At 70.4% G+C, this 21,620-nt stretch carries 27 protein-coding genes and 2 tRNA genes; 15 read left to right on the plus strand and 14 right to left on the minus strand.

Translation table 11 applies throughout. The features are described from left to right. Positions 1-38: 38 nt before the first annotated feature. Positions 39-1,142: an NADH:flavin oxidoreductase/NADH oxidase gene (locus tag B4V06_RS16310; RefSeq protein ID WP_498170629.1), complete on the minus strand. Its 1,104-nt coding sequence runs from the start codon at positions 1,140-1,142 to the stop codon at positions 39-41. A 148-nt stretch (positions 1,143-1,290) separates the two neighbouring features. On the opposite strand from B4V06_RS16310, the gene B4V06_RS16315 reads away from it, so the two are divergent. Then, positions 1,291-1,476 (plus strand): hypothetical protein, encoded by a 186-nt coding sequence (locus tag B4V06_RS16315; RefSeq protein ID WP_123113018.1) that lies wholly within the window; start codon positions 1,291-1,293, stop codon positions 1,474-1,476. 58 nt (positions 1,477-1,534) lie between these two features. On the opposite strand, the gene B4V06_RS16320 is transcribed toward B4V06_RS16315, so the two are convergent. Next, positions 1,535-2,326, minus strand: a complete 792-nt coding sequence (locus B4V06_RS16320; protein ID WP_498170630.1) for a hypothetical protein — start codon at positions 2,324-2,326, stop codon at positions 1,535-1,537. A 101-nt stretch (positions 2,327-2,427) separates the two neighbouring features. Here B4V06_RS16320 and B4V06_RS16325 point away from each other — a divergent pair, with 101 nt between their 5' ends. Next, the gene (locus B4V06_RS16325; RefSeq protein WP_123113020.1) at positions 2,428-2,823 is read left to right on the plus strand and encodes a CopG family ribbon-helix-helix protein; all 396 of its coding nucleotides are present in this window, start codon (positions 2,428-2,430) and stop codon (positions 2,821-2,823) included. 77 nt (positions 2,824-2,900) lie between these two features. On the opposite strand, the gene B4V06_RS16330 is transcribed toward B4V06_RS16325, so the two are convergent. The 4 genes from B4V06_RS16330 to B4V06_RS16345 form a co-directional block, all read right to left on the minus strand. Further along, entirely contained in the window at positions 2,901-3,446 is a 546-nt protein-coding gene (locus tag B4V06_RS16330) for a DUF1684 domain-containing protein (RefSeq protein ID WP_498170631.1), read from the minus strand. A gap of 43 nt (positions 3,447-3,489) precedes the next feature. Further along, on the minus strand, positions 3,490-4,191 hold the full coding sequence (locus B4V06_RS16335; protein WP_123113022.1) for a helix-turn-helix domain-containing protein: 702 nt from the start codon (positions 4,189-4,191) through the stop codon (positions 3,490-3,492). Between the two features lie 109 nt (positions 4,192-4,300). Continuing rightward, positions 4,301-4,579 (minus strand): DUF7521 family protein, encoded by a 279-nt coding sequence (locus tag B4V06_RS16340; protein ID WP_123113023.1) that lies wholly within the window; start codon positions 4,577-4,579, stop codon positions 4,301-4,303. Then, complete coding sequence (locus tag B4V06_RS16345; protein WP_123113024.1) at positions 4,576-4,974, minus strand: winged helix-turn-helix domain-containing protein; 399 nt, start codon at positions 4,972-4,974, stop codon at positions 4,576-4,578. The genes B4V06_RS16340 and B4V06_RS16345 overlap by 4 nt, the downstream gene beginning before the upstream one ends. Positions 4,975-5,124: 150 nt before the next feature. On the opposite strand from B4V06_RS16345, the gene B4V06_RS16350 reads away from it, so the two are divergent. The 3 genes from B4V06_RS16350 to B4V06_RS16360 all read left to right on the plus strand — a co-directional run bounded on the left by B4V06_RS16350 (position 5,125) and on the right by B4V06_RS16360 (position 8,068). Next, positions 5,125-6,759, plus strand: coding sequence for a potassium channel family protein (locus tag B4V06_RS16350; protein ID WP_123113025.1), 1,635 nt, complete (start codon positions 5,125-5,127; stop codon positions 6,757-6,759). A gap of 143 nt (positions 6,760-6,902) precedes the next feature. Continuing rightward, positions 6,903-7,274: a 30S ribosomal protein S8e gene (locus B4V06_RS16355; protein ID WP_123113026.1), complete on the plus strand. Its 372-nt coding sequence runs from the start codon at positions 6,903-6,905 to the stop codon at positions 7,272-7,274. 50 nt (positions 7,275-7,324) lie between these two features. Continuing rightward, on the plus strand, positions 7,325-8,068 hold the full coding sequence (locus tag B4V06_RS16360; protein ID WP_498170633.1) for a ribonuclease HII: 744 nt from the start codon (positions 7,325-7,327) through the stop codon (positions 8,066-8,068). On the opposite strand, the gene B4V06_RS16365 is transcribed toward B4V06_RS16360, so the two are convergent. The 3 genes from B4V06_RS16365 to secF all read right to left on the minus strand — a co-directional run bounded on the left by B4V06_RS16365 (position 8,065) and on the right by secF (position 11,538). Next, positions 8,065-8,820: a TMEM165/GDT1 family protein gene (locus tag B4V06_RS16365; RefSeq protein WP_123113028.1), complete on the minus strand. Its 756-nt coding sequence runs from the start codon at positions 8,818-8,820 to the stop codon at positions 8,065-8,067. The two genes, B4V06_RS16360 and B4V06_RS16365, sit on opposite strands and share 4 nt — an antisense overlap. A gap of 235 nt (positions 8,821-9,055) precedes the next feature. Beyond that, the gene (locus B4V06_RS16370; RefSeq protein ID WP_123113029.1) at positions 9,056-10,657 is read right to left on the minus strand and encodes a preprotein translocase subunit SecD; all 1,602 of its coding nucleotides are present in this window, start codon (positions 10,655-10,657) and stop codon (positions 9,056-9,058) included. After that, the gene (secF, locus tag B4V06_RS16375) at positions 10,657-11,538 is read right to left on the minus strand and encodes a protein translocase subunit SecF (protein WP_498170635.1); all 882 of its coding nucleotides are present in this window, start codon (positions 11,536-11,538) and stop codon (positions 10,657-10,659) included. Before secF ends, B4V06_RS16370 begins: the two co-directional genes overlap by 1 nt. Before the next feature lie 111 nt (positions 11,539-11,649). Between secF and B4V06_RS16380 the strand changes: the two genes are divergently transcribed. Further along, complete coding sequence (locus B4V06_RS16380; RefSeq protein WP_123113031.1) at positions 11,650-12,000, plus strand: DUF7968 family protein; 351 nt, start codon at positions 11,650-11,652, stop codon at positions 11,998-12,000. 36 nt (positions 12,001-12,036) lie between these two features. Here the strand turns inward: B4V06_RS16380 and B4V06_RS16385 are convergent, their stop codons facing one another. Both B4V06_RS16385 and B4V06_RS16390 read right to left on the minus strand, forming a co-directional pair. Beyond that, complete coding sequence (locus B4V06_RS16385) at positions 12,037-12,567, minus strand: DUF5812 family protein (RefSeq protein ID WP_255212478.1); 531 nt, start codon at positions 12,565-12,567, stop codon at positions 12,037-12,039. A 45-nt stretch (positions 12,568-12,612) separates the two neighbouring features. Continuing rightward, a complete protein-coding gene (locus B4V06_RS16390) occupies positions 12,613-13,155 on the minus strand; it encodes a DUF8056 family protein (protein ID WP_123113032.1) in 543 nt (180 codons plus the stop codon). A 107-nt stretch (positions 13,156-13,262) separates the two neighbouring features. Between B4V06_RS16390 and B4V06_RS16395 the strand changes: the two genes are divergently transcribed. Beyond that, complete coding sequence (locus B4V06_RS16395) at positions 13,263-14,000, plus strand: undecaprenyl diphosphate synthase family protein (RefSeq protein WP_123113033.1); 738 nt, start codon at positions 13,263-13,265, stop codon at positions 13,998-14,000. A gap of 57 nt (positions 14,001-14,057) precedes the next feature. Here B4V06_RS16395 and B4V06_RS16400 read toward each other — a convergent pair whose 3' ends face one another. The 3 genes from B4V06_RS16400 to B4V06_RS16410 form a co-directional block, all read right to left on the minus strand. Continuing rightward, positions 14,058-15,224: an inorganic phosphate transporter gene (locus B4V06_RS16400; protein ID WP_498170636.1), complete on the minus strand. Its 1,167-nt coding sequence runs from the start codon at positions 15,222-15,224 to the stop codon at positions 14,058-14,060. A gap of 258 nt (positions 15,225-15,482) precedes the next feature. After that, positions 15,483-15,553, minus strand: a tRNA-Gly gene (locus B4V06_RS16405). 87 nt (positions 15,554-15,640) lie between these two features. Continuing rightward, positions 15,641-16,345, minus strand: coding sequence for an enoyl-CoA hydratase/isomerase family protein (locus B4V06_RS16410; protein ID WP_123113035.1), 705 nt, complete (start codon positions 16,343-16,345; stop codon positions 15,641-15,643). Positions 16,346-16,404: 59 nt separating this feature from the next. Between B4V06_RS16410 and B4V06_RS16415 the strand changes: the two genes are divergently transcribed. The 8 genes from B4V06_RS16415 (at position 16,405) to B4V06_RS16450 (ending at position 21,582) form a co-directional block, all read left to right on the plus strand. Next, positions 16,405-17,070: a DUF7114 family protein gene (locus B4V06_RS16415; protein ID WP_123113036.1), complete on the plus strand. Its 666-nt coding sequence runs from the start codon at positions 16,405-16,407 to the stop codon at positions 17,068-17,070. 112 nt (positions 17,071-17,182) lie between these two features. After that, positions 17,183-17,254: transfer RNA gene (locus tag B4V06_RS16420), tRNA-Thr, on the plus strand. A 138-nt stretch (positions 17,255-17,392) separates the two neighbouring features. Continuing rightward, positions 17,393-18,097 (plus strand): haloacid dehalogenase type II, encoded by a 705-nt coding sequence (locus B4V06_RS16425; RefSeq protein WP_123113037.1) that lies wholly within the window; start codon positions 17,393-17,395, stop codon positions 18,095-18,097. 133 nt (positions 18,098-18,230) lie between these two features. Next, positions 18,231-18,953: a DUF7384 family protein gene (locus tag B4V06_RS16430; RefSeq protein WP_176329392.1), complete on the plus strand. Its 723-nt coding sequence runs from the start codon at positions 18,231-18,233 to the stop codon at positions 18,951-18,953. A 25-nt stretch (positions 18,954-18,978) separates the two neighbouring features. Beyond that, on the plus strand, positions 18,979-19,974 hold the full coding sequence (locus B4V06_RS16435) for an HhH-GPD family protein (RefSeq protein ID WP_498170637.1): 996 nt from the start codon (positions 18,979-18,981) through the stop codon (positions 19,972-19,974). A gap of 88 nt (positions 19,975-20,062) precedes the next feature. After that, positions 20,063-20,461, plus strand: coding sequence for a DUF5778 family protein (locus B4V06_RS16440; protein ID WP_498170639.1), 399 nt, complete (start codon positions 20,063-20,065; stop codon positions 20,459-20,461). Positions 20,462-20,485: 24 nt separating this feature from the next. Beyond that, the gene (locus tag B4V06_RS16445; RefSeq protein ID WP_498170640.1) at positions 20,486-21,142 is read left to right on the plus strand and encodes a CocE/NonD family hydrolase; all 657 of its coding nucleotides are present in this window, start codon (positions 20,486-20,488) and stop codon (positions 21,140-21,142) included. A gap of 77 nt (positions 21,143-21,219) precedes the next feature. Then, entirely contained in the window at positions 21,220-21,582 is a 363-nt protein-coding gene (locus B4V06_RS16450) for a hypothetical protein (protein ID WP_498170642.1), read from the plus strand. Positions 21,583-21,620 lie beyond the last annotated feature (38 nt).

Raw genomic sequence — 21,620 nt, forward strand, 5'->3', positions numbered from 1 at the left:
CGCGGATAAAAAGCCCGGCCGGCGCTCCCGCGGCACCCTCAGTCGAACCGGCCGCGACGGTACTGCACCGGCCACTCGACCTCTGCGCCGAGCTCGTGGGCGGCCTCCAGCGGCCAGTACGGGTGGCGGAGCAGCTCGCGGCCGAGCGCGACGAGGTCGGCCCGGCCGTTCCGGACCAGCGCATCGGCGTGGGTCGGCTCCGTGATCCCGCCGACCGCGGCGACCGGCACGTCGGTCCCCTCGCGGATCGCCTCGGCGTACGGCACCTGATAGCCGGGGCCGGTGCCCGGCAGCCGCTGGTCGGGGTGAATCCCGCCGCCGGAGACGTCGATCAGGTCGGCGCCGGCCTCGGCGAGCAGGGGGGCCAGCCGCACGGAGTCGTCGACGTCCCACGCGTCGCGGTCGGGCAGCCAGTCCGTCGCGGAGATCCGGACGAAGACGGGCTTGTGCTCGGGCCAGACGTCGCGGACGTCCGTGACGACCTCGCGGAGGAGCCGCGTCCGGTCCTCGAAGCTCCCGCCGTACTCGTCCTCGCGGTCGTTGGCGACCGGCGACAGGAACTGGTGGAGGAGGTAGCCGTGCGCAGCGTGGATCTCGGCGACCTCGAAGCCGATGTCGAGCGAGCGCGCCGCGGCGTCGGCGAACGACTCGATCACGGCGTCGACGTCGTCGCCGTCCATCCGGCGGGTCGCCGCGGGCTCGCCGCCCTCGGCGGCGTCGCCGTCGGGGTACGGCGCGTCGGTCGCCGATATCGTCTCCCAGCCCGCCGGGTCGTCCGCGGGAATCGGATCGCCGCCCTCGGCCGGCGGCCGGTGGGAGGCCTTGCGGCCGGCGTGCGCCAGCTGGATCCCGGGCGTCGCGCCCTGCGACCGGACGAAGTCGACGATCGGCTCGATCGCCTCGGCGTGCTCGTCGGACCAGATCCCGAGACAGCCCGGGGTGATTCGACCGCGCTCCTCGATCGCGGTCGCCTCGGTCATCACGACGCCGGCGCCGCCGACCGCGCGCGAGCCGAGGTGGATCCGGTGCCAGTCGTTCGCGAACCCGTCGTTCGCGGAGTACTGGCACATGGGCGACAACATTACGCGGTTCCGGATCTCGGTGTCGCGCAGCGTCAGCGGCTCGAAGAGCGAGTCCGTCATCGGTAGGCCGGAGGGACCGGGTCGGGTAAGGCGCTCCGATCCCCCGCGCGGGTCGCCGACGGTTCCACCGGTGCCGGCGCCGCCGGAATGCGGCGAGGGTTTAGGCCGACCGAAACCTATAACCACCCGTGTCTCCGACGGACTGGTAATGAGCACTGGGGACCGGATCGGGCACAGCGCCGAGGACCGGATCGAAGACGGCGCCGAGGAGTCGACGGACGAACGACCGATCGTCGCGGCGAGTCGCTGTTCGCCCGATCGGACCGTCTTCACGGAGCAGGGGAACACGGACGCGTGGATCGCGACGGACCTGACGGTCGAGTTAGAGCGATAGCGCGGCACGCTCCCTCTCTTTCTTTCGACTCACCGGGCCTGATAGCGGGGGCGTTCGGCTAGAACACGCCGGTGATGAACCCGATTCCCATGGCGACGAGAACCGCGGCGGAGAAGACCGGGAGGTACGGGGCGTACCGTTCGACCCGCTCCTCGTGGCGCTCGTAGCCCGCGATCAGCAGCAGCGTCAGGCCGACGATGCCGGCGATCACCGTGAGCGCGTACGCGGTCATCAGCTCGAGGCAGTGCGTGGAGCCCGCACAGAGGGCGATGATCTCGAACTCCTCCTCGTGGGCGAACCCGAGCACGAACGCGAACCACGCGATCCCCAGGAGCCCGCGGTCGGCGGCGTCGGCGGGGTTCGCGCCGGAGTGCATGTGGCCGTCGTGGTCGTGCGAGTGCTCGTCGTCGTCATGCAGGTGGCCGTCGTGAGAGTGCTCGTCGTGATCGTGCGAGTGGCCGCCGTCGCCGTGAGAATGACCGTGCCCGCCTCCGTGCGAGTGCCCGTGGCCGTGAGTGTACTCCCGGATCCCGAGGCCGATGAGCAGGACGCCGGCCACGAGGCTGACGGGACCGCCGATCTGCAGGTCGCCGAACACCGTGATCGGCTCGTTGACCCGCGCGAGCTCGAAGTATCCCTTCGCGTAGAAGAAGGCCCCCACCATCGCAATACTGCTCACGAGGTGGCCGACACCGATGATCAGGCTCGCGGCGAGCCCGTACGTCCAGGTGTGCGTCCGGTCGAGGGCGTAGGAGGCCGCGACCGGCCAGCCATGGCCCGGCTCGACGCCGTGGACGGCGCCGAGCGCGACGGCCCCGAGGAGGAGCCCGGTCGCGTCGCCGTGGAGCATTACCGTCGACTCCGAGGGAGCCGCCGATAACGGTTGTTACTCCCGGATCGGGGGGATCGTAATACTCGGGACTCTTGTGGGGGCGCGACGAACCCGGAGCCATGCGAACGAGCGTCAACGTGCCGGCCGACCTCCGCGACGAGTTCGATCGCGTCTGGCGAGAGGAGGGGATCGACAACCGGTCGCGGGCGGTCCGGGAGGCGATGCGGGAGTACGTCGAGTCGCACGCGCGGCTCGAATCGATGACCGGCGAGGTGGTCGCGCTCGTCGGCTTCGACTACCGTCACCACGACGTGATCCGAGAGCTCCACGGCGTCCAGCACGCGTATCAGGACGTGATCCTCAACACCAGCCACACCCACCAGGGAGAGTGGTGCCTCGAATCGCTGTTCTGCCGCGGTGAGGCGGCTCGCGTCCGCGATTTGAGCTACCGGCTCCGCGACTTCGACGCCGTCAACCGGGTGAAGGCGATGGTCATCCGCGACCGGGAGGAGTGAGCGCTGGCGGGAGCGCGGGGAGTGAGCACTGAGCGAGAGACCGGGACGAACCGCGGTCGGGGGGCGACGGCGCGCGACTACTCGAGGTCCGGCGCGCGCTCGCCGGCCGGAACGACGATCTCCAGCCAGTTCTCCTCGGGAGGGAGCGGACAGGCGAACGTCTCGCTGTACGCGCAGAACGGGTTGTACGCGAGGTTGAGATCGAGGACGACGACGTCGCCGTCGGCGAGCTCACCCTCCGGCTCCAGCTCCATGTACCGGCCCTGGTGGTACGTCTGCTGACCGGTCGTCTTGTCGCGGAAGGGGACGAAGATCTCGCCGTCCTCGCCCTCTTGCCGGTAGCCGGCGAGTCTGTGCTCCTCGCCGTCGACCTCGAACGCGAAGGTGACGACCCGGAGGTAGCGGACCGGGTTGCTCGCGGTCGTCTCCATCTCGACGGGCTCGGGGTCGTCGTGGACCGTCACGGTCGCCTCGACGCGGTAGTCGGTGTCGGGCGGGAAGTAGTCGAGGCCGTCGAACCCGTCGCGGTGCTCGGGCGGGATCGGCGACTGCGGGTGCTCGGCGAAGAACTCGTCCTTCTCGCGGCGGTTGGCGCGGAGCCGCTCGGCGTACTCGTCGGTCATACGCGGCGAAAGGGGCGCCGGCGGTTTCAGGGCCGCGGTTCGGTCACAGCGCCTGTAGGTCGGCCAGGCAGTCGTCGAGGTCGCGCGTCGACGTCGCCAGCGAGAACTGGTCGACGCGCGCGAGGTCGGCGGCGTGCTCCCAGAGGTCCTCGGCCTCGATCCCGTGGAGGACGACCGCGTTCGGCGTCGGGCTCACCACCCGGAGCGCGACCAGCGGCGACTCGCCGCGGGTCACCCCGGTGAACACGAGCGCGCGGTTCGTCGACTGGCCGTACAGCCGGTAGAACTCCTCGCTGGAGAGCCGCGTGATCGCCTCGATGGAGTTGATGACGGTGTGGCCGTTGACGTGGTCCTGGTCGCCGCGGGCGATCTCCGTCGCGTCCATCGCCTCGTAGAACTCCTCGACCGGCACCGCGGTGGAGTACTCGCGGAGGTCGTGGACGATGTCGCTCTCGAACCCCGCCGAGAGCACGCGGGCGTACTGGCGGAGCCGCCCGCCGCCGCGCCGCTCGTCGATATCTAAGAGCCCGTCGACGATTCGGCGCACGACGCCGATCCCCGGGCTCTCGCGCCGCCCGCTCTCGTAGTCGGAGATCACCGACGAGGAGACGTCGAGCTGGTCTGCGAGCTCGGTCTGGGAGACGTCGAAGTCGGTCCGCCACTTCCGGAGCGTCGCCCCGGGGTCGTCGCTGAGCGTTATCTCGCCGGCGATCCGGCGAGAGAGCTCCTCGCGTGCGTCGCTCATTATGAGATTCGATGGCGGAGCGCCGCAAAAGGCTACCGAAACCGGGGTTCGTCGGACGTCGACAACCGCCGGACCCGCCGCCGGGACCGGGGGAGAGACACGATCGAAGTCACTCCACGTACAGCGAGTAGACGATGACGCCGAAGCCGACCGCGGTCAGCAGGCTGTCGATCGCGATCCCCACCGCCAGGTCGGCGCCGATGATCTGGTGGGAGACGCCGCCGACCAGCGCGCCGACAGTCACGATCCCGAAGCCGGCCCCGAGCGCGCGCAGCGAGGGGTCCCCCGTTCTGCCGTACGCGCGGAGCGCGTAGTAGGTGATGCTGCCACCGAGCGCGAGGATGGCGGTCTTTGCCACGATGATAGCGAGGTCGATGTGCGTTGTCATGTTTCCTCTCGCAGTTCCGACCAGAGGTCGGCCAAGCGTTCGTCCCGCGTGCGATCCGGGCGGGAGAACTCGACGGTGAGATCGCGGGGGCCGTCTCCATCGTCTCGCGGGTCGTCGATCGAGACCGTTACGGAGTCGAAGGAGACGGCGTAGCGCGTCGTGTGCTGGCCGTCGCGGCGGATGTCCGTCGACTCCCGAAGCAGGGAGGCGTCGGTGAGCTTCTCCAGTTTCCGATACGTCGTCGACAGGGGGATGTCGCACTCCTCGGAGAGGTCGCTCGCCGTCTTCGGCTCGGTGAGCGCCGCCACGATCCGGCGCGCGGCGTCGTCGGCCAGCGCGTCCAGCACGTCGTCGACCGACGGCGGATCCTCCTCGCGCGACGGGTCCCGCACCATATCTTCCCGTTGGCTCTCCCCGTGTCTTAAACCATCGAACTTCGTCTCGGCCCATCAGTTCCTCTCGGCCAAGAGTACGCGATCGCACGCGCCCCCGTGGCGCCGCCGGACGCGCCCCGTTTTTGTGGGTGGGCGGTGTACAGCGACGCGATGGACTCGTGGAAGCGCCGCGTCGTCGGATACTTCGGATTCGTCCTCTTCGTGCTGATCTTCACCGCGGTCACCTACCGTTACGGGATGCGCGTGTACGAGGGCGACCCGCGCACGATGATCGAGGCGCTGCGCTTCTCGGTCGAGATGTTCACCACCACCGGGTTCGGCGGGGACTCCCCGTGGGAGAGCCAGCAGCTGAACGCGTTCATCGCCGTGATGGACCTCGTCGGCATGGTGCTGTTGATCGGCGCGCTGCCGGTCGTGGTGACGCCGCTGCTGGAGCAGGCGTTCTCGACGACCGCGCCCACCTCGCTGGACGACGACCTGTCCGGTCACGTCGTCGTCTGCTCCGACACCTCGCGGTCGGCGGCGCTCATCGCGGAGTTCGACTCCCACGGGATCCCCTACGTGATCGTCGAGCCCGACGACGACAGAGCCGTGCGGCTCCACGAGGCGGGGCGGACCGTGATCCGCGCCGACCCGGAGTCGACCGAGGGGCTGGCGGCCGCGAACCTCGCCAGCGCGCGCGCGCTGGTGACGGACGTCTCCGACCAGGTCGACGCGAGCATCGTGCTCGCCGCGAAGGAGCTCGCGCCCGAGGTTCGCGTCGTCAGCGTCCTCGAGGACCCGGAGCGCGAGCGGTACCACCGGCTCGCCGGGGCGGACGAGGTGCTCTCGCCGCGGTCGCTGCTCGGCGAGAGCCTCGCCGCGAAGGTGACGACCGCGCTCCAGACCGACCTCGGCGAGGCGGTCGCCATCGGCGACTCGCTGCGGCTGGCGGAGGTGTCGGTCCCGCACGGGAGCCCGCTCGCGGGGTCGACGCTGGCCGACAGCGGGATCCGCGAGCGGGCCGGCGTCAACGTGATCGGGGCGTGGTTCAACGGCGAGTTCGACGCGGCGCCCCCGCCTGACGCGACGCTGTCGGCCGGGACGGTCCTGCTCGTCTCCGGGCGGTCCGACCAGCTCGAGCGGCTCGTCGACCTGACGAACTCCGCCACGCGGCGGTTCGGCGCGGGCGAGACCGTCGTCATCGGCTACGGGCAGGTCGGGCAGAGCGTCGCCGAGACGGTGGCGGACGCCGATCTGCCCGTGACGGTCGTCGACCGGGACGACGCCGAGGGCGTCGACGTGGTCGGCGACGCGACCGAGCCGGAGACGCTGCGCGCCGCGGGCGTCGAGTCGGCGCGAACGGTCGTGCTCGCGCTGCCGGACGACACCACGACTGAGTTCACGACGCTCGTGATCCGCGATCTGGCGCCGAACACGCAGGTGCTCGCCCGCGTCGAGGAGGCCGCGAGCGTCCGAAAGATGCACCGCGCGGGCGCCGACTACGTCCTCTCGCTCGCGACGGTCACCGGGCGGCTGTCGGCCTCGACCGTCATCGAGGACCGCGACGTGCTCTCGCTGGATCAGCAGATCGAGGTCGTCAGGAACCGCGTGCCGCGGCTCGCCGGGCGGACGGTCGGCGAGGCGAACGTGCGCGAGACGACCGGCTGCACCGTCATCGCAATCGAGCGCGACGACGAGACGGTGACCGATATCGGTCCCGACACGCGGATCGACAGGGACGACGAGCTCGTCGTCGTCGGCACGGACGAGGGGATCCGGGAGTTCGAGCGCCGGTTCGCGTGACCGCACGCGCCGGTTCCGTCGGCGCGTGCGCCGGTCCTGTGACCGGATTGCAGCGCCGCGACGGGCCGTCGCGGCCGTCACGCGCCGCCTCGCCGCCGAGGCGAGTCGAACGCTTCAAGTATTCGCTGGCTGTTCGTACCTGTATGAAAGACCAGGGACGCTCCACGCGCAAGCGGACGGGCGGCCGACTCAAGCCCGCCTCGAACAAGAAGCGCCACCAGCTCGGCCGCGAGCCCGCCGAGACCACCGTCGGCGAGACGCGACTCCAGTACATCGACTCCCGCGGCACGGAGAAGAAAGTCCGCGCGCTCTCGACGAACGTCGCGCAGGTCGCCGACGGCGGCGACGTGAGCGAGGCCGAGATCGAGAACGTCGTCGACAACCCCTCGAACGTCAACTACGCCCGCCGGAACATCGTCACCAAGGGCGCCATCATCGACACGTCCGCCGGCCGCGCCCGCGTCACCTCGCGCCCCGGCCAGTCCGGGCACGTCAACGCGGTCCTCGTCGAGTAAGTCCGCGCCTTTTCTGAACGTATTTACCCCTCGCCGACGACCACCGACGCGTGTACCTCGGCGTCGACGAGGCCGGCAAAGGACCCGTGCTCGGGCCGATGGTCGCCGCGGCCGTGCTCGCGGCCCCGTCGAGCCTCCCGGCCGACGTCGACGATTCGAAGCGGCTCGCCCCGGAGCGACGCGAGGCGATAGACGAGGCTATCCGCGGGACCGACGGCGTCGCCGTCGGCGTCGCGCTCGTCGAGCCCGCGGAGATCGACCGACCAGACACCGATATGAACACGCTCACCGTCAGCGGACAGGCGCGGGCGGTGCGGGCCGCGCTCGCCGAGGGCGGGGAAAGGGTCGGCGACGAGCCGGTCCGCGTCGTCGCCGACGCCGGCGACACCAGCGAGGCGCGGTTCGCGCGGCGGCTCAGCGAGTTCGTCGAGGGCGGGGTCCACGACCCCGGCGACGAGAGCGGGGTCCACGACCCCGGCGACGAGAGCGGGGGTGACGACCTCCCCGCGGTCGACGTCGAGGCCTTCCACGGCGCCGACGAGGACGACCCGGTCGTCGGCGCGGCGAGCGTGGTCGCCAAGGTGGCTCGCGACGCCCGGATGGCGGCGCTCGACGACCGCTACCCGGCGTACGACGGCGTCGGGAGCGGCTACCCGAGCGACCCGACGACGCGGTCGTTCCTGCGAGCGTACGTCGCCGACAACGGCGACGTCCCGGACTGCGCGCGCCGGTCGTGGGCGACCTGCGACGACGTGTTGGCGGCCGCGGAGCAGTCGGGACTGGACGAGTTTTAAACGAGCGTCGAGACCGCCCCGCTCACGGCGCCGATGAACGTCTCCCAGACGGAGAAGCCGGCGACGATCGAGAGGACGGTGTCTGCGCCGAAAAAGGCGAACAGCACCGCGGACGCCAGGTGCGCGCGCCGCACGTTGAACCGGTGGGCGAACGTGTGGAAGAAGTACGCGTTCGCGATGCTGATCGGGATGATCGCGAGCATCTCGCCGACCCAGATGGCGGAGGTCACCCCGTACTGCACGGCCAGTCCGATCGTGACCAGCTGCGTCTTGTCGCCGAACTCGCCGGTGGCCATGAGCACGAAGATGGGAAGGAAGCCGCCGAACGACCCCTCGTACCGGGCGAGCGGGCCGGGGAGCGTCACTGAGTCAAGGTCGGCGTAGTCGGCGTCGACGGCCTCCGGGTCGGGATCCTCGGCGCCGGCGGCCGTCGCTTCCGCGCCGCCGTCGCCGGACGCGACCTCCCTCGTCTCGCGGTCCGGCATCGACCGGTACAGCAGGTACGCGAACACGAAGAACAGCGAGGCGGTCACGGCGTCGAGGACGACCCCCGGCAGCGCCGACTGCAGCGCCTGCCCGAAGGCGATCTCGACCGCGGTCCAGCCGGCGAACGCCGACCCGGCGGCCGCGACGACGACCCTCGGGTCGTACCGCGTCGACAGCGCGGCGATCATGAACTGCACCTTCTCGCCCGGCAACACGGCCAACTGGGCCACGAACGCGACGATGAGGATCTCAAAGTAGGCCGTCATGCATTCCCTCCGTCACGACGCTGACCGATCGAGGCCGACCGCCCGAACGCGTCCGCCCGTCCGGCGGCCGTCGTCTCGGCTCGCGGGTCGGTCCGGCCGGCCGGCTCTGGGCGGTCGTCGGTGATCACAGTTATATTAGAGTCGTCTAAAATAATAGTTTGTCGTCTTCTCGTTCGCGGCGGCGAGCCGACCGGGGCTGCGGGGTGGGGAGACGGACGGCCGCTCCGGCGCCGTCTCACCGGATCGTCAGCAGCCGGCGCAGGATGTCGCCGTAGGCGGGCCGGGTGACGAGGACGCCGATCAGGACGCCGAGGATAGTGAAGATCGCGAACCCGGAAAGGTCCCCGAGCGAGAGCACCATCAGCGGCGACATCGCGACGATCGTCGTCGCCGCGGCGGCGCCGATCACCCAGAAGGCCCGGCGGAACCGGGAGTTGAACACCTTCCGGGAGTTCACCTCGCCCTCGCTCATCACCTCGTCGGCGATGATCACCAAGTCGTCGACGCCGGTCCCGACGACCGCGATGAAGCCGGCGATGACCGCCAGCTCGATCGGGTAGCTCACCAGCGCGGCGAAGCCGAGCAGGGCGTACACCTCCGCGAGCGCCGTGACGATCATCGGCAGCGCCACCGCGGGCTCGCGATAGCGCAGGAACACCATGCCCGCGACCGCGAACACCGCGAGGATCCCCGTCACCAGCGAGTAGTTCTTGTAGTTCTCGCCCTGCGCGGCCGAGATGGTGCTGGAGGTCCCCTGTCCGCTGATGTCGAGCTCCGCCGGCAGCGCGCCGGCGCGTAGGTTGACCGAGATCTCCTGGGCCGTCGAGAACTCGGGCGTGGTCAGCTGGAAGTTCGCGGTGTCGGCCCACGAGCCGCTCTCCATGCTGTCGGCGAGCCCCGGGTCCATCCCGAAGGAGTTGACGACCTCGCCGTCGACAGTGAGGAGGAGACACGGGTTCGAATTGCCGATCTCCCCCGTCTCGGGGTCGTATTCGCAGCGGTCCGCGTCCGACTGGTACGCCGAGGGGAACCCGCGGTCGACGACGGCCTGTTGGAACCCCTCGGCGGGAGACTGCTGGCCGCCGGAGGCCGTGTTCCTGACGGTCACCGGGACGTACGAGCCCGTGCCGCGGTCCCGCTGCGACGCCGTCCCGATGTTCTCGAAGTCGTCCTGGACGAGCACGCCCTCCTCGACGGCGGTGCCGTTCTCGCTCGGGTACGCGATATCGATCTGGACCGTTCCCCGGTCTTGGAGCAGCGAGACGACGTCGCTACGGTTCTCGCCGGGCACCTCGACGAGCATGAAGTATTCGCCGCTGAGTGACTGGACCTGCTGGACGCTCCCGCCCGAGAGCCCCGCCTCGTTGATCTTGCCCTCGATGATGCTCTGGGTGAGATCGCGGGTCTCGGCCGTCACGCCGGGGCGGATGCTCTCGTAGGAGTACCCCGAGGCGTCCATCGCCGCCCGGAACTCGTCTTCGCTCACGGACGGGTCGGTGACCTCGACCGCCCGCACGTCCTCGCCGACACTCGATCCCACGTCGCGGAGCTGCACGTCGTCGAGCTCGTCGGCGACGGCCCGTTCGACCGTCGCCGGGTCGTCGCCGGCGAAGTCGACGCCGGTGGCGGTGTACCCCTGCAGCGGGGCCCGAACGCGGGTCCCGCCCTCCAGGTCCAGCCCGTACTGGAGGTTGGTTACTCCCTGGCTCGCCTCGCTCTGGTTCTCGCCGGGGGCGGTCTCGGGCGCGAACTGCGGCGCGAACAGCGCGATCGACGCGCCGGCCACGACGGCGACGAGGAGCAGGATCCGCCAGTTGTTCTTGATCGGCTCTAACATTAGCGCTTCACCCCCTCGAACTTGTACCAGCGGAGCAGCGAGACGTTCAGCAGGTACGTGTTCATCAGGTCGGCACAGAGGCCGACCGCGAGGATGATCCCGATGTTCCGGAGGAGGTCGACGCCGAAGACGGTCGCGACGACGGTCATCACGATCATCGCGGCCATCGACGTGAGCGTCATCGTGATCCCAGTTCGCATCGCGCGGCTCACCGACTCGTAGAAGTCTCCCGTCCGGCGCAACACGGAGTTGTTCAACAGGATGTCGGAGTCGACGCTGTACCCGATGATCATCAGGAGCGCCGCGATCGTCCCCAGCGTCATCTGGATCCCGAGGAGGTTCATCACGGCGACGGGGATGACCAGGTCGGAGAACGCCGAGGCGACCACGGCGATGGAGGGGACGAACGACCTGAACATCGCGAACACGAGCACGCTCATGCCGAGGAACGCCAGCGCGACGCCGAAGATCGCGGTCCGGGCCGTGTCGCTGGCGAAGCTCGGCGACACCTGATCGATCGCCGTCGTGGTGAGCCCTGCGTCGTCCGCCTGTTGCCCGAGCTCCTCCGCCAGCCCCTCGGGGTCCTCGTCGGCCGCGCGGAAGGTGACGACGTACACGTCGTCCGCGGGGATCGACCGGATCGAGTCGGGCTGTCGGTCGAACTCGGTTTCGATGCGTTCCTCAACGTTACCACCGTCGTCGGCGACCCGGAGCTCGACGCCGCCCGTGAACGCCAGTCCGAGGTTCGCCGGCGCACCCGTGACGAGATACCAGCCGAGGATGATCGCGAGCGCGAGAACCAGGACCGCGATCGGGACCGCCACGAGCTGCCGGTTCGAGTACTCGGTGTAGTTGACCTCCGGTACCTCGATCGCTACCATAAATACCGGTTCCTGCGCGGGCGCGAATAAGCCTTCTCACTCCGTCGCGTTCCGGCGAACGCGTCGCGGACCACCGAAACGAACTAGCCGACAGCCGCGGTACCAAGACGCATGAACGCGCCCGAGGCCGACCGCGTCGTCCTCTCGTATCCCGACGGGCTCAGCGATTGGGGACGCGACCAGATCGAGACGGACCGCTACCGAGGGTACTTCGCTCGGGTGATGGGCGAGGCCGCGGTCGACGACGTCCGCGAGGAGTTCGTCGACGTCGGCTGCTGCGGGGACAGCCTCGACGTGCCGTTCCGCGTGGAGCGGATCGAGGTCGACGGCGACGCCGTCGACACCGCGGTCGTGACGGGGGAGACGACCGTCGACTACGAGACGCGAGCCGGCGACGTCGACGGCGGCTGGCGGGTCCAGAGCGCGGCCGGCCCGTCGGGCGCGACCGGGGAGCGGGACTGAGTCGGGGAGCCGGACGCCGGTGCGGTCCCGACGCCGTCAGGGCATGTACCGAACGCTGACGACCCCGGGCTCCGACCGGACCTCGACGCGATTCACGCCCAGCCGGGCGGCCCGCGACAGCGTCGCCTCGCGGTCCTCGATTACGTCCGCGACCGCCTCGGCGGTGTCGCTTTCGGGCGGCGTCAACACGTGGACCTCGCCCTCGCCGGCGCGGGGCTCGCGGGCGAGCTCCCCCGCCGGGGCCTCGGCCGCGAGCTCGCGCTCGTGGACGGTCGGCGGCTCCTCGCTCTCCTCGATCGAGAGGCGCCGGCGCTCCGCCACCTCGATCACCCGGTACGTGACCTCCATCGGGGGGTCGGGGGCGACGGTCGCCTCGACCGCGTCGTCGACCTCGAGCCCCGGATTCGTGCTGAGCGTGTGGACCTGCCCGTCGTGGACGTCCTTCAGCACCGCCGAGTCGCTCTCGACGTGCGTGACGAGGAACGTGCTCTCCTTTCCGTCGGCGGTTTCGGCACCGTCGTCGGCCTCCGTCTTCTCCGCGTCGGAACGCGCCGGATCGTCGGTCATTACCCCGCGATAGGCGACGGACCCTTTTCGGGGTTTCGAGCCGCGTCAGTCGTCGGTCGCCGGATCGTCCGGCACCGCCCCGCCGGTCACGCGGAGCCGGTAGTGAACCGCGAACACGACGAGCGCGGCGGCGACGGGCGGGACGACGCCGGCGAGCTGCGGGAGGGCGTAGAGGGCGTTGACGACCACGGATTCGGTCGGGTCGCGGAGCTCCGCCGGTGCGGAGATCACCAGACCGGCGTACAGCGACAGGAGGAACAGGAATCCGCCGTACGCCATCTTCCGGTCGTACCCCGGCTTCACCGGGTCGCCGCGGCGGTGGCGGCGCGCGACGAACAGGAGCGGTGCGAGCAGCGGCGCGACGGCGGCGAACCCGGCGATCACGTACAGGGACCGCGAGAACAGGAAGGTGCCGCCCTGCACGTCGGTCGTCTCCGCCATCCAGACGACGAGCGCGAGAGTGACGACGGTCGCGATCAGCCCGGCCGTGAGCGCGCCGACGACACCGTACACGCGCATGGTCCACGACTCGGTGTGCCGGATCGCGTACGGGATCGCGCCGAACACCCCGCGGTAGCTGTCTGCCATCGTCTCCGCTACGGCCGACGGCGAATTAAACCCCTCGTCGGCGGGCGTGGGGTGACCCCCTCACCGGCGGACGTGACGTTTTATTCCCCGCGGGAGAACCACAGAACGTGGGCCTGTACGACACGTACCTCGGCGTCCGCCACCGACTGCACGAGGGAGACCCGCCGGAGCACGTCGCGATCGTCATCACCGAACGGGACCTCCTCGCGGACGGGGCGTTCGACACCCTCGCCGAGGCGCTCGGGTGGGCGCTGGAGTACGGCGCCGAGCGCGTCACCGTCTCGGTCTCGGTGCTCGACGAGTCCGTGGTCCCGACACTCACGCGCGAGCTCCGCCGGCTGGACGCGCCCGCCCGGTTCGTCGTGCGGAGTCCGGACGACGCGGCCATCGGGGCGGGCGCCGACGGCGACGCCGACACCGGGACCGACGACACCCGGACCGACAGTACCGGGACCGACAATACCGGGACCGACGACACCCGGACCGACAGTACCGGGACCGACAATACCGGGACCGACGACGACGTGCCCATCAGGGTCACCGTCGGGCTCGGCGGGAAGGCGGAGTTCGCGGCCGCAGTCCGCGAGATCGCGAGCGACGTCGACGCCGGGGAACTCGATCCGGCGTCGATCGACGCCGCCGACGTCGCCGACCGGCTCGTGTTCCCGGAGGAGCCGGACCTCGTCATCAAGACGGGCGCGGAGCGGCTCTCCGACTTCGCAATCTGGCAGTCGGTGTACGCCGAGCTCTACTTCACCGACGTGAACTGGCGCGACTTCAGGCGGCGGGACTACCTGCGCGCGGTCCTCGACTTCCAGGACCGTCAGCGGCGGTTCGGGCGGTAGGCGGTTCCGGCGGGAGGCGATTCCGGCGGGAGGCGGCTCGGAAAAAGGAGTCCGAATTTACCAGACGAACCGGAACAGCAGCGTGAACGTGACGAGCGCTCCGACCGTCGAGAGGATCGGGACCACGTTCTGCATCAGGACGACGCGCGCGCTCGTGCTCGGGTTGAACAGGTCGGACGCCGAGGGGATGTCGGTCGGGTCGCCCTCGCCGATCGGTCCCGTCTCGTCCGCTTTCAGCGCGCCGACGGACACCTTCGGCTCCTTCTCGCCGCTGATCCCCTGCCGCACCGTGACGGTCCGCGTCGCGCGCCCCCAGCCGAGCCCGACGATCGACATCGTCGCGATGATGACGAACGACGCCGGGATCCCGACCGCCGAGAGGCTGATCACGATCCCGGAGGAGACGCAGGCGACGACGATCGCCGCGGTCAGCGGGAGGTCGGTGATGTCGTTGCCGAGCGTGTCGAGCGTCCGCCGCGCGATCGTGAACGCGCCGACCGCGACCGCGGCGCTCCCGAGGAGGATCATCGGCGTCATCTCGACGCCGTCGAGCGCGACGAGCGGCGCGATCGCGTTCGCGATGTTCGAGGTCCCCGAGGAGAACGCCATCAGACAGCCGATGGCGATGACGACGAACCCGCCGACGAGCTCGCGCCGGGTCGTGTTCGGACCCGCGACCGGCTTCGGGATCGCCCCGGAGCGGTCGAACTCGAACAGCGCTCCGTCGGTGCTGTCTATCGCGACCCACCGGTCGATGGCCGGGTAGAAGTAGCGCCCGACGACCCCGGAGACCCAGAAGCCGATGATCGGCGCGACGATCCACCAGATGGCGATCTCCCCCATCACCGCCCTGTCGAGGGTGCCGGTGGCGAGGCCGAGCCCCGCGATCGCCCCGACCGCCGTCATCGAGGTCGACGCGGGGACGCCGGCGAAGTTCCCGACGAACAGCGCGCCGCCGATGAAAAAGAGGACCACGATGCTCGTCTCCAGGGTGAACACGCTCCCCCCGGTGACGAGGTCCTCACCGAGCGTCGTCACGACGCGCTGTCCGAGCGTCCCGGCGCCGACGAAGAAGAAGACCGACATCAGCGCCGCCGCGCCCGCCTTCGAGAGCACCCCCGACCCGACGGCCGGCCCGAACGCGGGACCGGTCGTGGCGCCCCCGATGTTGTACCCGACGAACGCCGCAACCACGAAACCGACGAGAAGCAAGACCTCGACCATATACTCGCAACAACAACGCACGGCCGGTTAAACGAACAGGTTTGCGGCGCCGACGGCCGGTGCGCTCGCGGCCCGACCGCCGGTTTGACGGGCGGCGACGCTTCCCGTCGGAGTCAGTCAGAAGTGCGCCGCCTGCAGGGAGTTCGTCGAACGAAGTGAGACGAACGTCGACCGCAGAAGTCAGTTACAAATGCACCGGCCGAGACTCCCCGCGAGTGAAACGAGCGGGGGGTCAGGGCGGTACACGACTGAAAGGAGTGCACCGGCCGAGATTTGAACTCGGGTTGCAACCATGGCAAGGTTGCGTGATACCACTACACTACCGGTGCGTGCTTCGCACTCGATGATTGGTCGGAGGTCCACTTAAACCTGTCACATCGGGACGGCGGCGGGGTCGTCCCGGTTCGCTCGGGGACTCACTCGGTCCGCGACGCCGCGATCTCGGCCCCGTGCGCCCGGACGAGGGCAGCGAACGCCTCGGCCTCCGCGTCCGCCTGCGCGGCGTCGTCCCGCCGGTCGCGCACCCGACGCTTGACGGTCCGAAGCGCGTCCGGCTTGCCGGCCGCAATTTCGTCGGCGACCGCGCGCGGGTCGTCGACGACCCGGGAGACGAGCCCGGTCCGGAGCGCCTCGTCGGCGTCGAGGACCCGCCCCGAGAGCGCGAAGTCGAGGGCGTCGCCTTCGCGCATCGCCCGCGGGAGTCGGACCGTGCCGCCCCACGCGCCGAACAGCCCGAACTCGACGCCCGGCTCTGCGAACGTCGCCGCGGGCGTGGCGACCCGGACGTCGGCCGCGAGCGCGAGCTCGACCCCGCCGCCGCGAGCCGCGCCGTCGATCCCGCAGACGACGACGGTGTCGGCGTCCGTGACGGCCGCGGCGGTGCGCTGCCCGCGCCGGGCGAACGAGGCCGCGTCGTCGGCAGCGTCGAGGTCGGCGACGACGTCGAGGTCGGCGCCGGCACAGAAGGCGTCACCGGCGCCGCGGAGGTAGGTGACGGGCGTCTCGGCGTCGGCGACGGCGCTCCGCAGCGCGTCGAGGTCCTCGGGGCGAAGCGCGTTCCGCCGCTCGGGGCGGTCGATCGTGACGACGCGGACGCGGTCGTCGGTTTGGGTGCGGATCACGGCGTGGTATCCCGGTCGTTTCCAAAGGTCTTTGCCCTTCGCTCGACTATCTCGTGGTAATGGACGATGCCGCGCGAGCGCGTGAGGCCGCTCACGAGGCGCTCGCGGACGTCGAGCCCGAGCAACTGCGCAAGGCCCTCGAGAACCGCATTCTGGACGCCGCCGTGACGCCCGGTGTGCTGGCGCTGGTCACGGCCCGGGCGGTCGACCCCGACGTGAACCTCGACGAGCTCGTCGACCGGGCGGCGGGCGTGCAGCTCATCTACGAGGGACTGCGGCTCACCCGCACGGTGGCCCACGAGGAGCCGTGGGTGACCGCGCCCACCAGCGAGACCGACATCGACGCGGACATGGACGTGCTCACGGCCGACGTGCTCGTCTCGCGCGGCTTCTCGCTGCTGGCGTGTACCGACGCCGCCGGCGCCGCGGTCGAGGTCGTGCGCGCGTTCGGCCGAGACCAGACGCTCCGCGACCGCGATGGGACCGACCCCGCCGCGGCGGCCGCGCTCGACCGGAACCTGGAGGTCGACGCCCTCGAACTGGCGGTCGTCGCCGGCACCACGGCCGTCGGCGGCGACCCGCCGGAGGAGCTGCTGACGTACGCCCGCGAGCTCGCGGCCGATTACGACGGCGAGTTCCCGCCGCCGGGGCGCGCGCTCCCGGACGCGACCGCCGACCGGATCGCCGACATCTCGGACCGCGCCGTGAGCGCGACGGACCGGTGAGCGGCCGATCGGCGAGGGGCCGGTCGCGCGACCGCGGGGGAGCCGGATCGGGCGACGACTCGGCGGCGGATCGAAACCCATAAAGTCGAATCCGGTCAACGACTGATTGCGTGCCTGGGTAGCTTAGCGGTAAAGCGCGTCCTTGGTAAGGACGAGAGCCCGGGTTCAAATCCCGGCCTAGGCTCTTTCTGCGGTCCGCGCGCTCCACGGAGCCGCGCCTGGTTATAACTGGTCGAGCACTCCGCTGATCTGCGACGGTCAGTCGGTCAAACGACGCCGTCGCCGCCGGATTCACCACGGTTATGACGTGGGTCGGTGTACCATGACTATGGACTTCGATTCCGTCTCGACGGTCACCGTCGACTCGTACAGCACGCTCGTGGACATCGGCTCGCAGGAGGCGGTGCTGGAGGCGCACGTCGACGGCCTCGACGACGCCGAGAGCGTCTCGCAGCTGTGGCGCGCGCAGTACCTCCAGTACTCGATGATCGCGAACGACATCGACGCCTACCAGCCGTTCTGGGAGCTCATCGGACAGGGCCTCCGATACGCGCTCGAGGCGAACGGGTACGACGTGCCGGAGGCGACACGCGACGAGATCCGGCGCACCGTCTACGAGGATGAGCTGTCGATCTTCGACGACGTCGGGGACGGGATCGGCCGGATCACCGACGCGGGCTACGAGGTGTACATCGTCTCGAACGGGTCGCCCGAGATGTTAGAGCATCTGGTCGCGGCCGCGGGCCTCGGCGACGTCGTGACGGACGCGATCAGCGCCGACGAGGTCGAGACGTACAAGCCGGAGGCGGGAATCTACGAGCACGCCGCCGAGCGGACCAACACGCCGATCGGCGAGATACTGCACGCCTCCGGCGGCGGGATGCGCGACGTCTGGGGCGCGAAACACGCCGGCATGTCGACCGCGTGGGTCTCCCGCCCGGGGGAGACGCTCCCGACGGAGGAGCTAGGTCCCGACCCGGACGTCGTAATCGAGGGGTTCCACGACCTCGCGGACCGCCTCGAGTGAGGGCGTCGAGTCCGGCCGGTCGAGGGGCGCTGGCGGGCGTCGCGGACGGTCGAGGGGCGCTGGCGGGCGTCGCGGACGGTCGGCCACGCTCGCAGTCGCAACTCGGAAATCCGTCGCCGACCACGGTCCGACCATGACCTTCGCCGACCTGTTCGAGCGGGCCGCCGCGTCCGACGCGACCGAGGAGGCAGTGCGCGTCGCGCTCGCGGATCGCCGATCGGAGCCCGAGGGCGAGGACGCCGCTCGGGGGGGCGACACCACTGATAATGCCTCCGACGACAGCGGTGCCTCCGACGACAGCGATGCTTCCGACGACAGCGGTGCCTCCGACGCCGACGTCTCCCCGGTCGACCGCGAGCCGAGCCCGGCCCGCGTCGTCGCCGACGCCGACGTCCTCGCGGCGGACCTGCTCGTCGGCGGCGCGGCCCGCGAGGCGCTCGACCCGCTGCGCGCCCACTCGTGGACGACGCTCGTCGCCAGCGACGCCCTCCTCGACGACGCCGAGGCGGTGATCGCCGCGCTCGCGGACGCCGACCTCGCGGCCGACTGGCGCGACGCGGTCGAGGCGTGGCGCGAGCCGGTCGCGCACCCCGCGGGCGACCACCCGGCGCTGGCGTCGGCGTACCGCGGCGCCGCGATGCAGGTCGTGAGCCTCGACCCGTCGCTCACGGGGGCAGGGGCCGCCGCCGGACTCCGCGACCGGCTGCCCGTGAGCGTCCGAGAGCCGCGGGCGTTCGCGACCGTGTTCTCCGCCGAGAACCTCTACCCCGAGGCCGTCGGCGGCGAGTATCCGGGGCCGGACCGCGACCCGCGCTCGATGACCCCGGTCGAACGCGGCGAGGACCAGCACCGATAAACGAGCGCCGGCCCGACCACGGGTAATGACCGATCCGGACGCGACCGCGACGGGGGGTGACCCCGGCGGCGCCCTCCGCACCGACGGCGGCACGGAAGGGCTCGCCGACGGCGACGCCCCCGAGCTGCCGGCCGATCTCGACGCAGTCCGCGAGGCGCTGATCGAGTGGTACGAGGCGGACCACCGCGACTTCCCGTGGCGTCGGACGGAGGACCCCTACGAGATCCTCGTCAGCGAGGTGATGAGCCAGCAGACGCAGCTCGACCGGGTGGTCCCCGCGTGGGAGGACTTCATCGACGAGTGGCCGACGACGGCCGACCTGGCCGCCGCCGACCGCGGCGACGTGGTCGCGTTCTGGTCCGACCACTCGCTCGGCTACAACAACCGCGCGAAGTACCTCCACGAGGCCGCCGGGCAGGTCGAGGACGACTACGGCGGCGAGTTCCCCGAGTCGCCCGACGAACTGGAGGAGCTGATGGGCGTCGGCCCGTACACCGCCGACGCGGTGGCGTCGTTCGCGTTCAATAACGGCGACGCGGTCGTCGACACCAACGTGAAGCGCGTGCTCCACCGCGCGTTCGCGGTCCCCGACGACGATTCGGCGTTCGAACGAGTCGCCTCCCGTGTCATGCCCGACGGCGAGTCCCGCGTCTGGAACAACGCGATCATGGAGCTCGGGGGCGTCGCCTGCGGGACGACCCCGCGCTGCGACGAGGCGGGCTGCCCGTGGCGCGGGCGGTGTCACGCGTACGAGACGGGGGATTTCACCGCGCCCGACGTGCCGGAGCAGCCGAGCTTCGAGGGGAGCCGCCGGCAGTTCCGCGGGCGGGTCGTCCGGGCGCTCGGCGAGTACGACGAGCTGCCGCTTGACGAGCTCGGTCCCCGTGTCCGGGTCGACTACGCGCCCGACGGCGAGCACGGGCGGGAGTGGCTCCGCGGGCTCGTCGACGACCTCGCCGACGACGGGCTGGTCGACATCGACGAGCGGTCCGACGGACCGGTGGTCCGCCTCGGGGACTGAGTCGGTGCGGTGCCGGCTCGACGGTCGGATAAATATCGCCCGCGTGTGAACCGTCACCCGTTTATCGCGGGAGCGGGAACGACTACCCATGAGCGAGACCGTCGACTCCGACCTCTACACGCGGACGAAGGCCCTGCTGGAGCCGGGCGACATCGAACTCGTGGGCTGTATCGTCCACACGACGCTCGGCGGGCAGGAGGACTTAGAGATGCACGAGCTCACGGTCGCCGCTAACGATGTCATCGCCGACCGCGCCGGCAAGGGCGAAGCGTACATCGAGGCCGGCAACGACAACACGAACTTCTCTTCGAACCAGTTTCAGGGGCTCACCCTCGACGGCGAGGAGTTCGTCTGGGAGTGCCAGCAGCTCCTCCGCGACGGCACTTTCGACCTAGTGTTCTACTACGAGGCGAACGTCGATCAGGAGGCGCTCGCCGAGGACCTGGCCGCGCTCGACGGCGTCGACCGCGTGACGCAGGTTCCCTGACGCGGCGACGTGTCCCTTTAAACCGTGAGCGAGACCGTCCTGATCCCTGGCGGGCGCGACGTTCGGGCCACGCTCGACACCGCCGCTGGCGACGGCGGAGGGGTGGGAGGCGACGCGAACGACGGCTCCCGCGCCGACAGCGTCGTCGTCGCCTGTCCGCCGCACCCGCAGCACGGCGGCCACCGCGGCGACGAGCGCCTGACCGCCGCGAGCGACGCGCTGACCGGGCGGGGGATCGACTGCCTCCGCTTCGACTACGGCGACTGGGACGAGGGGTACGGCGAGAGCACGGACGCCGACAACGCGGTCGCGTGGGCGGTCGAGCGCTACGAGCGCGTCGGCCTGTTCGGCTTCTCGTTCGGGGGGACGGTCGCGCTCGTGACCGCCGCATCGCGCCCCGGCCTCGCCGGCGTCTGCGCGCTCGCACCGACCTCGCGGCTGAATCCCGACGCCGACGCGGTCGCCGCCCTCGACGACCTCGTCGACCTCGGCGTACCGGCCCGGATTCTGTACGCGACCCGCGACTCGACGGCCGACTGGGAGCCCGTGGTGGAGCGGGCCGAGGAGCTGGGGATCGAGACGGAGGCGTTCGAGTCGGACCACTTCTTCGTCGGGCGATCGGGTGACGTGGGTGACAGCGCGGCGGCGTTTCTCGGCCCCCGGCTGCGGGACGATCCGTAAGGAGCGGTCGGTCGGGTCTGAGACTCGACGGCGATCGGCCTCGGATTTTAATACCTATCTGAGACGAGCGTACCGACATGGATTGGCGCGAGAGATTGAGCTCCGGGACGGACATGCTGCGCCGACAGGCGGTTCGAATTCCGCTCCCGGACGTGAACGCGGAGAGAGACCTCCACGAGAACATGATGCGGATCGCGGACGCCGGCGAGCGGAAAAGCAGGCTCCTCGACGATCCGGATGTCCCGTTGACGGAGGTGTACGAGGACGAGCTCGACGAGATGCGGCAGAGCTTCGAGTACCGCTTACAGCAGGTCGCCGGCGAGGACTACTACGACGTTGCGACCGCGTATCTCGACGGCGAACGCGACGACTGGATCGGAACCCTCGCGGCGTATTATAGAGAATCAAGGAGAATACCTGACCCTTTAGGGTCAGGATGAATCCGACAACTCCTACACAATCAACCGTCGATAGCAAG

Source organism: Halorubrum sp. B53 (assembly GCF_059752395.1).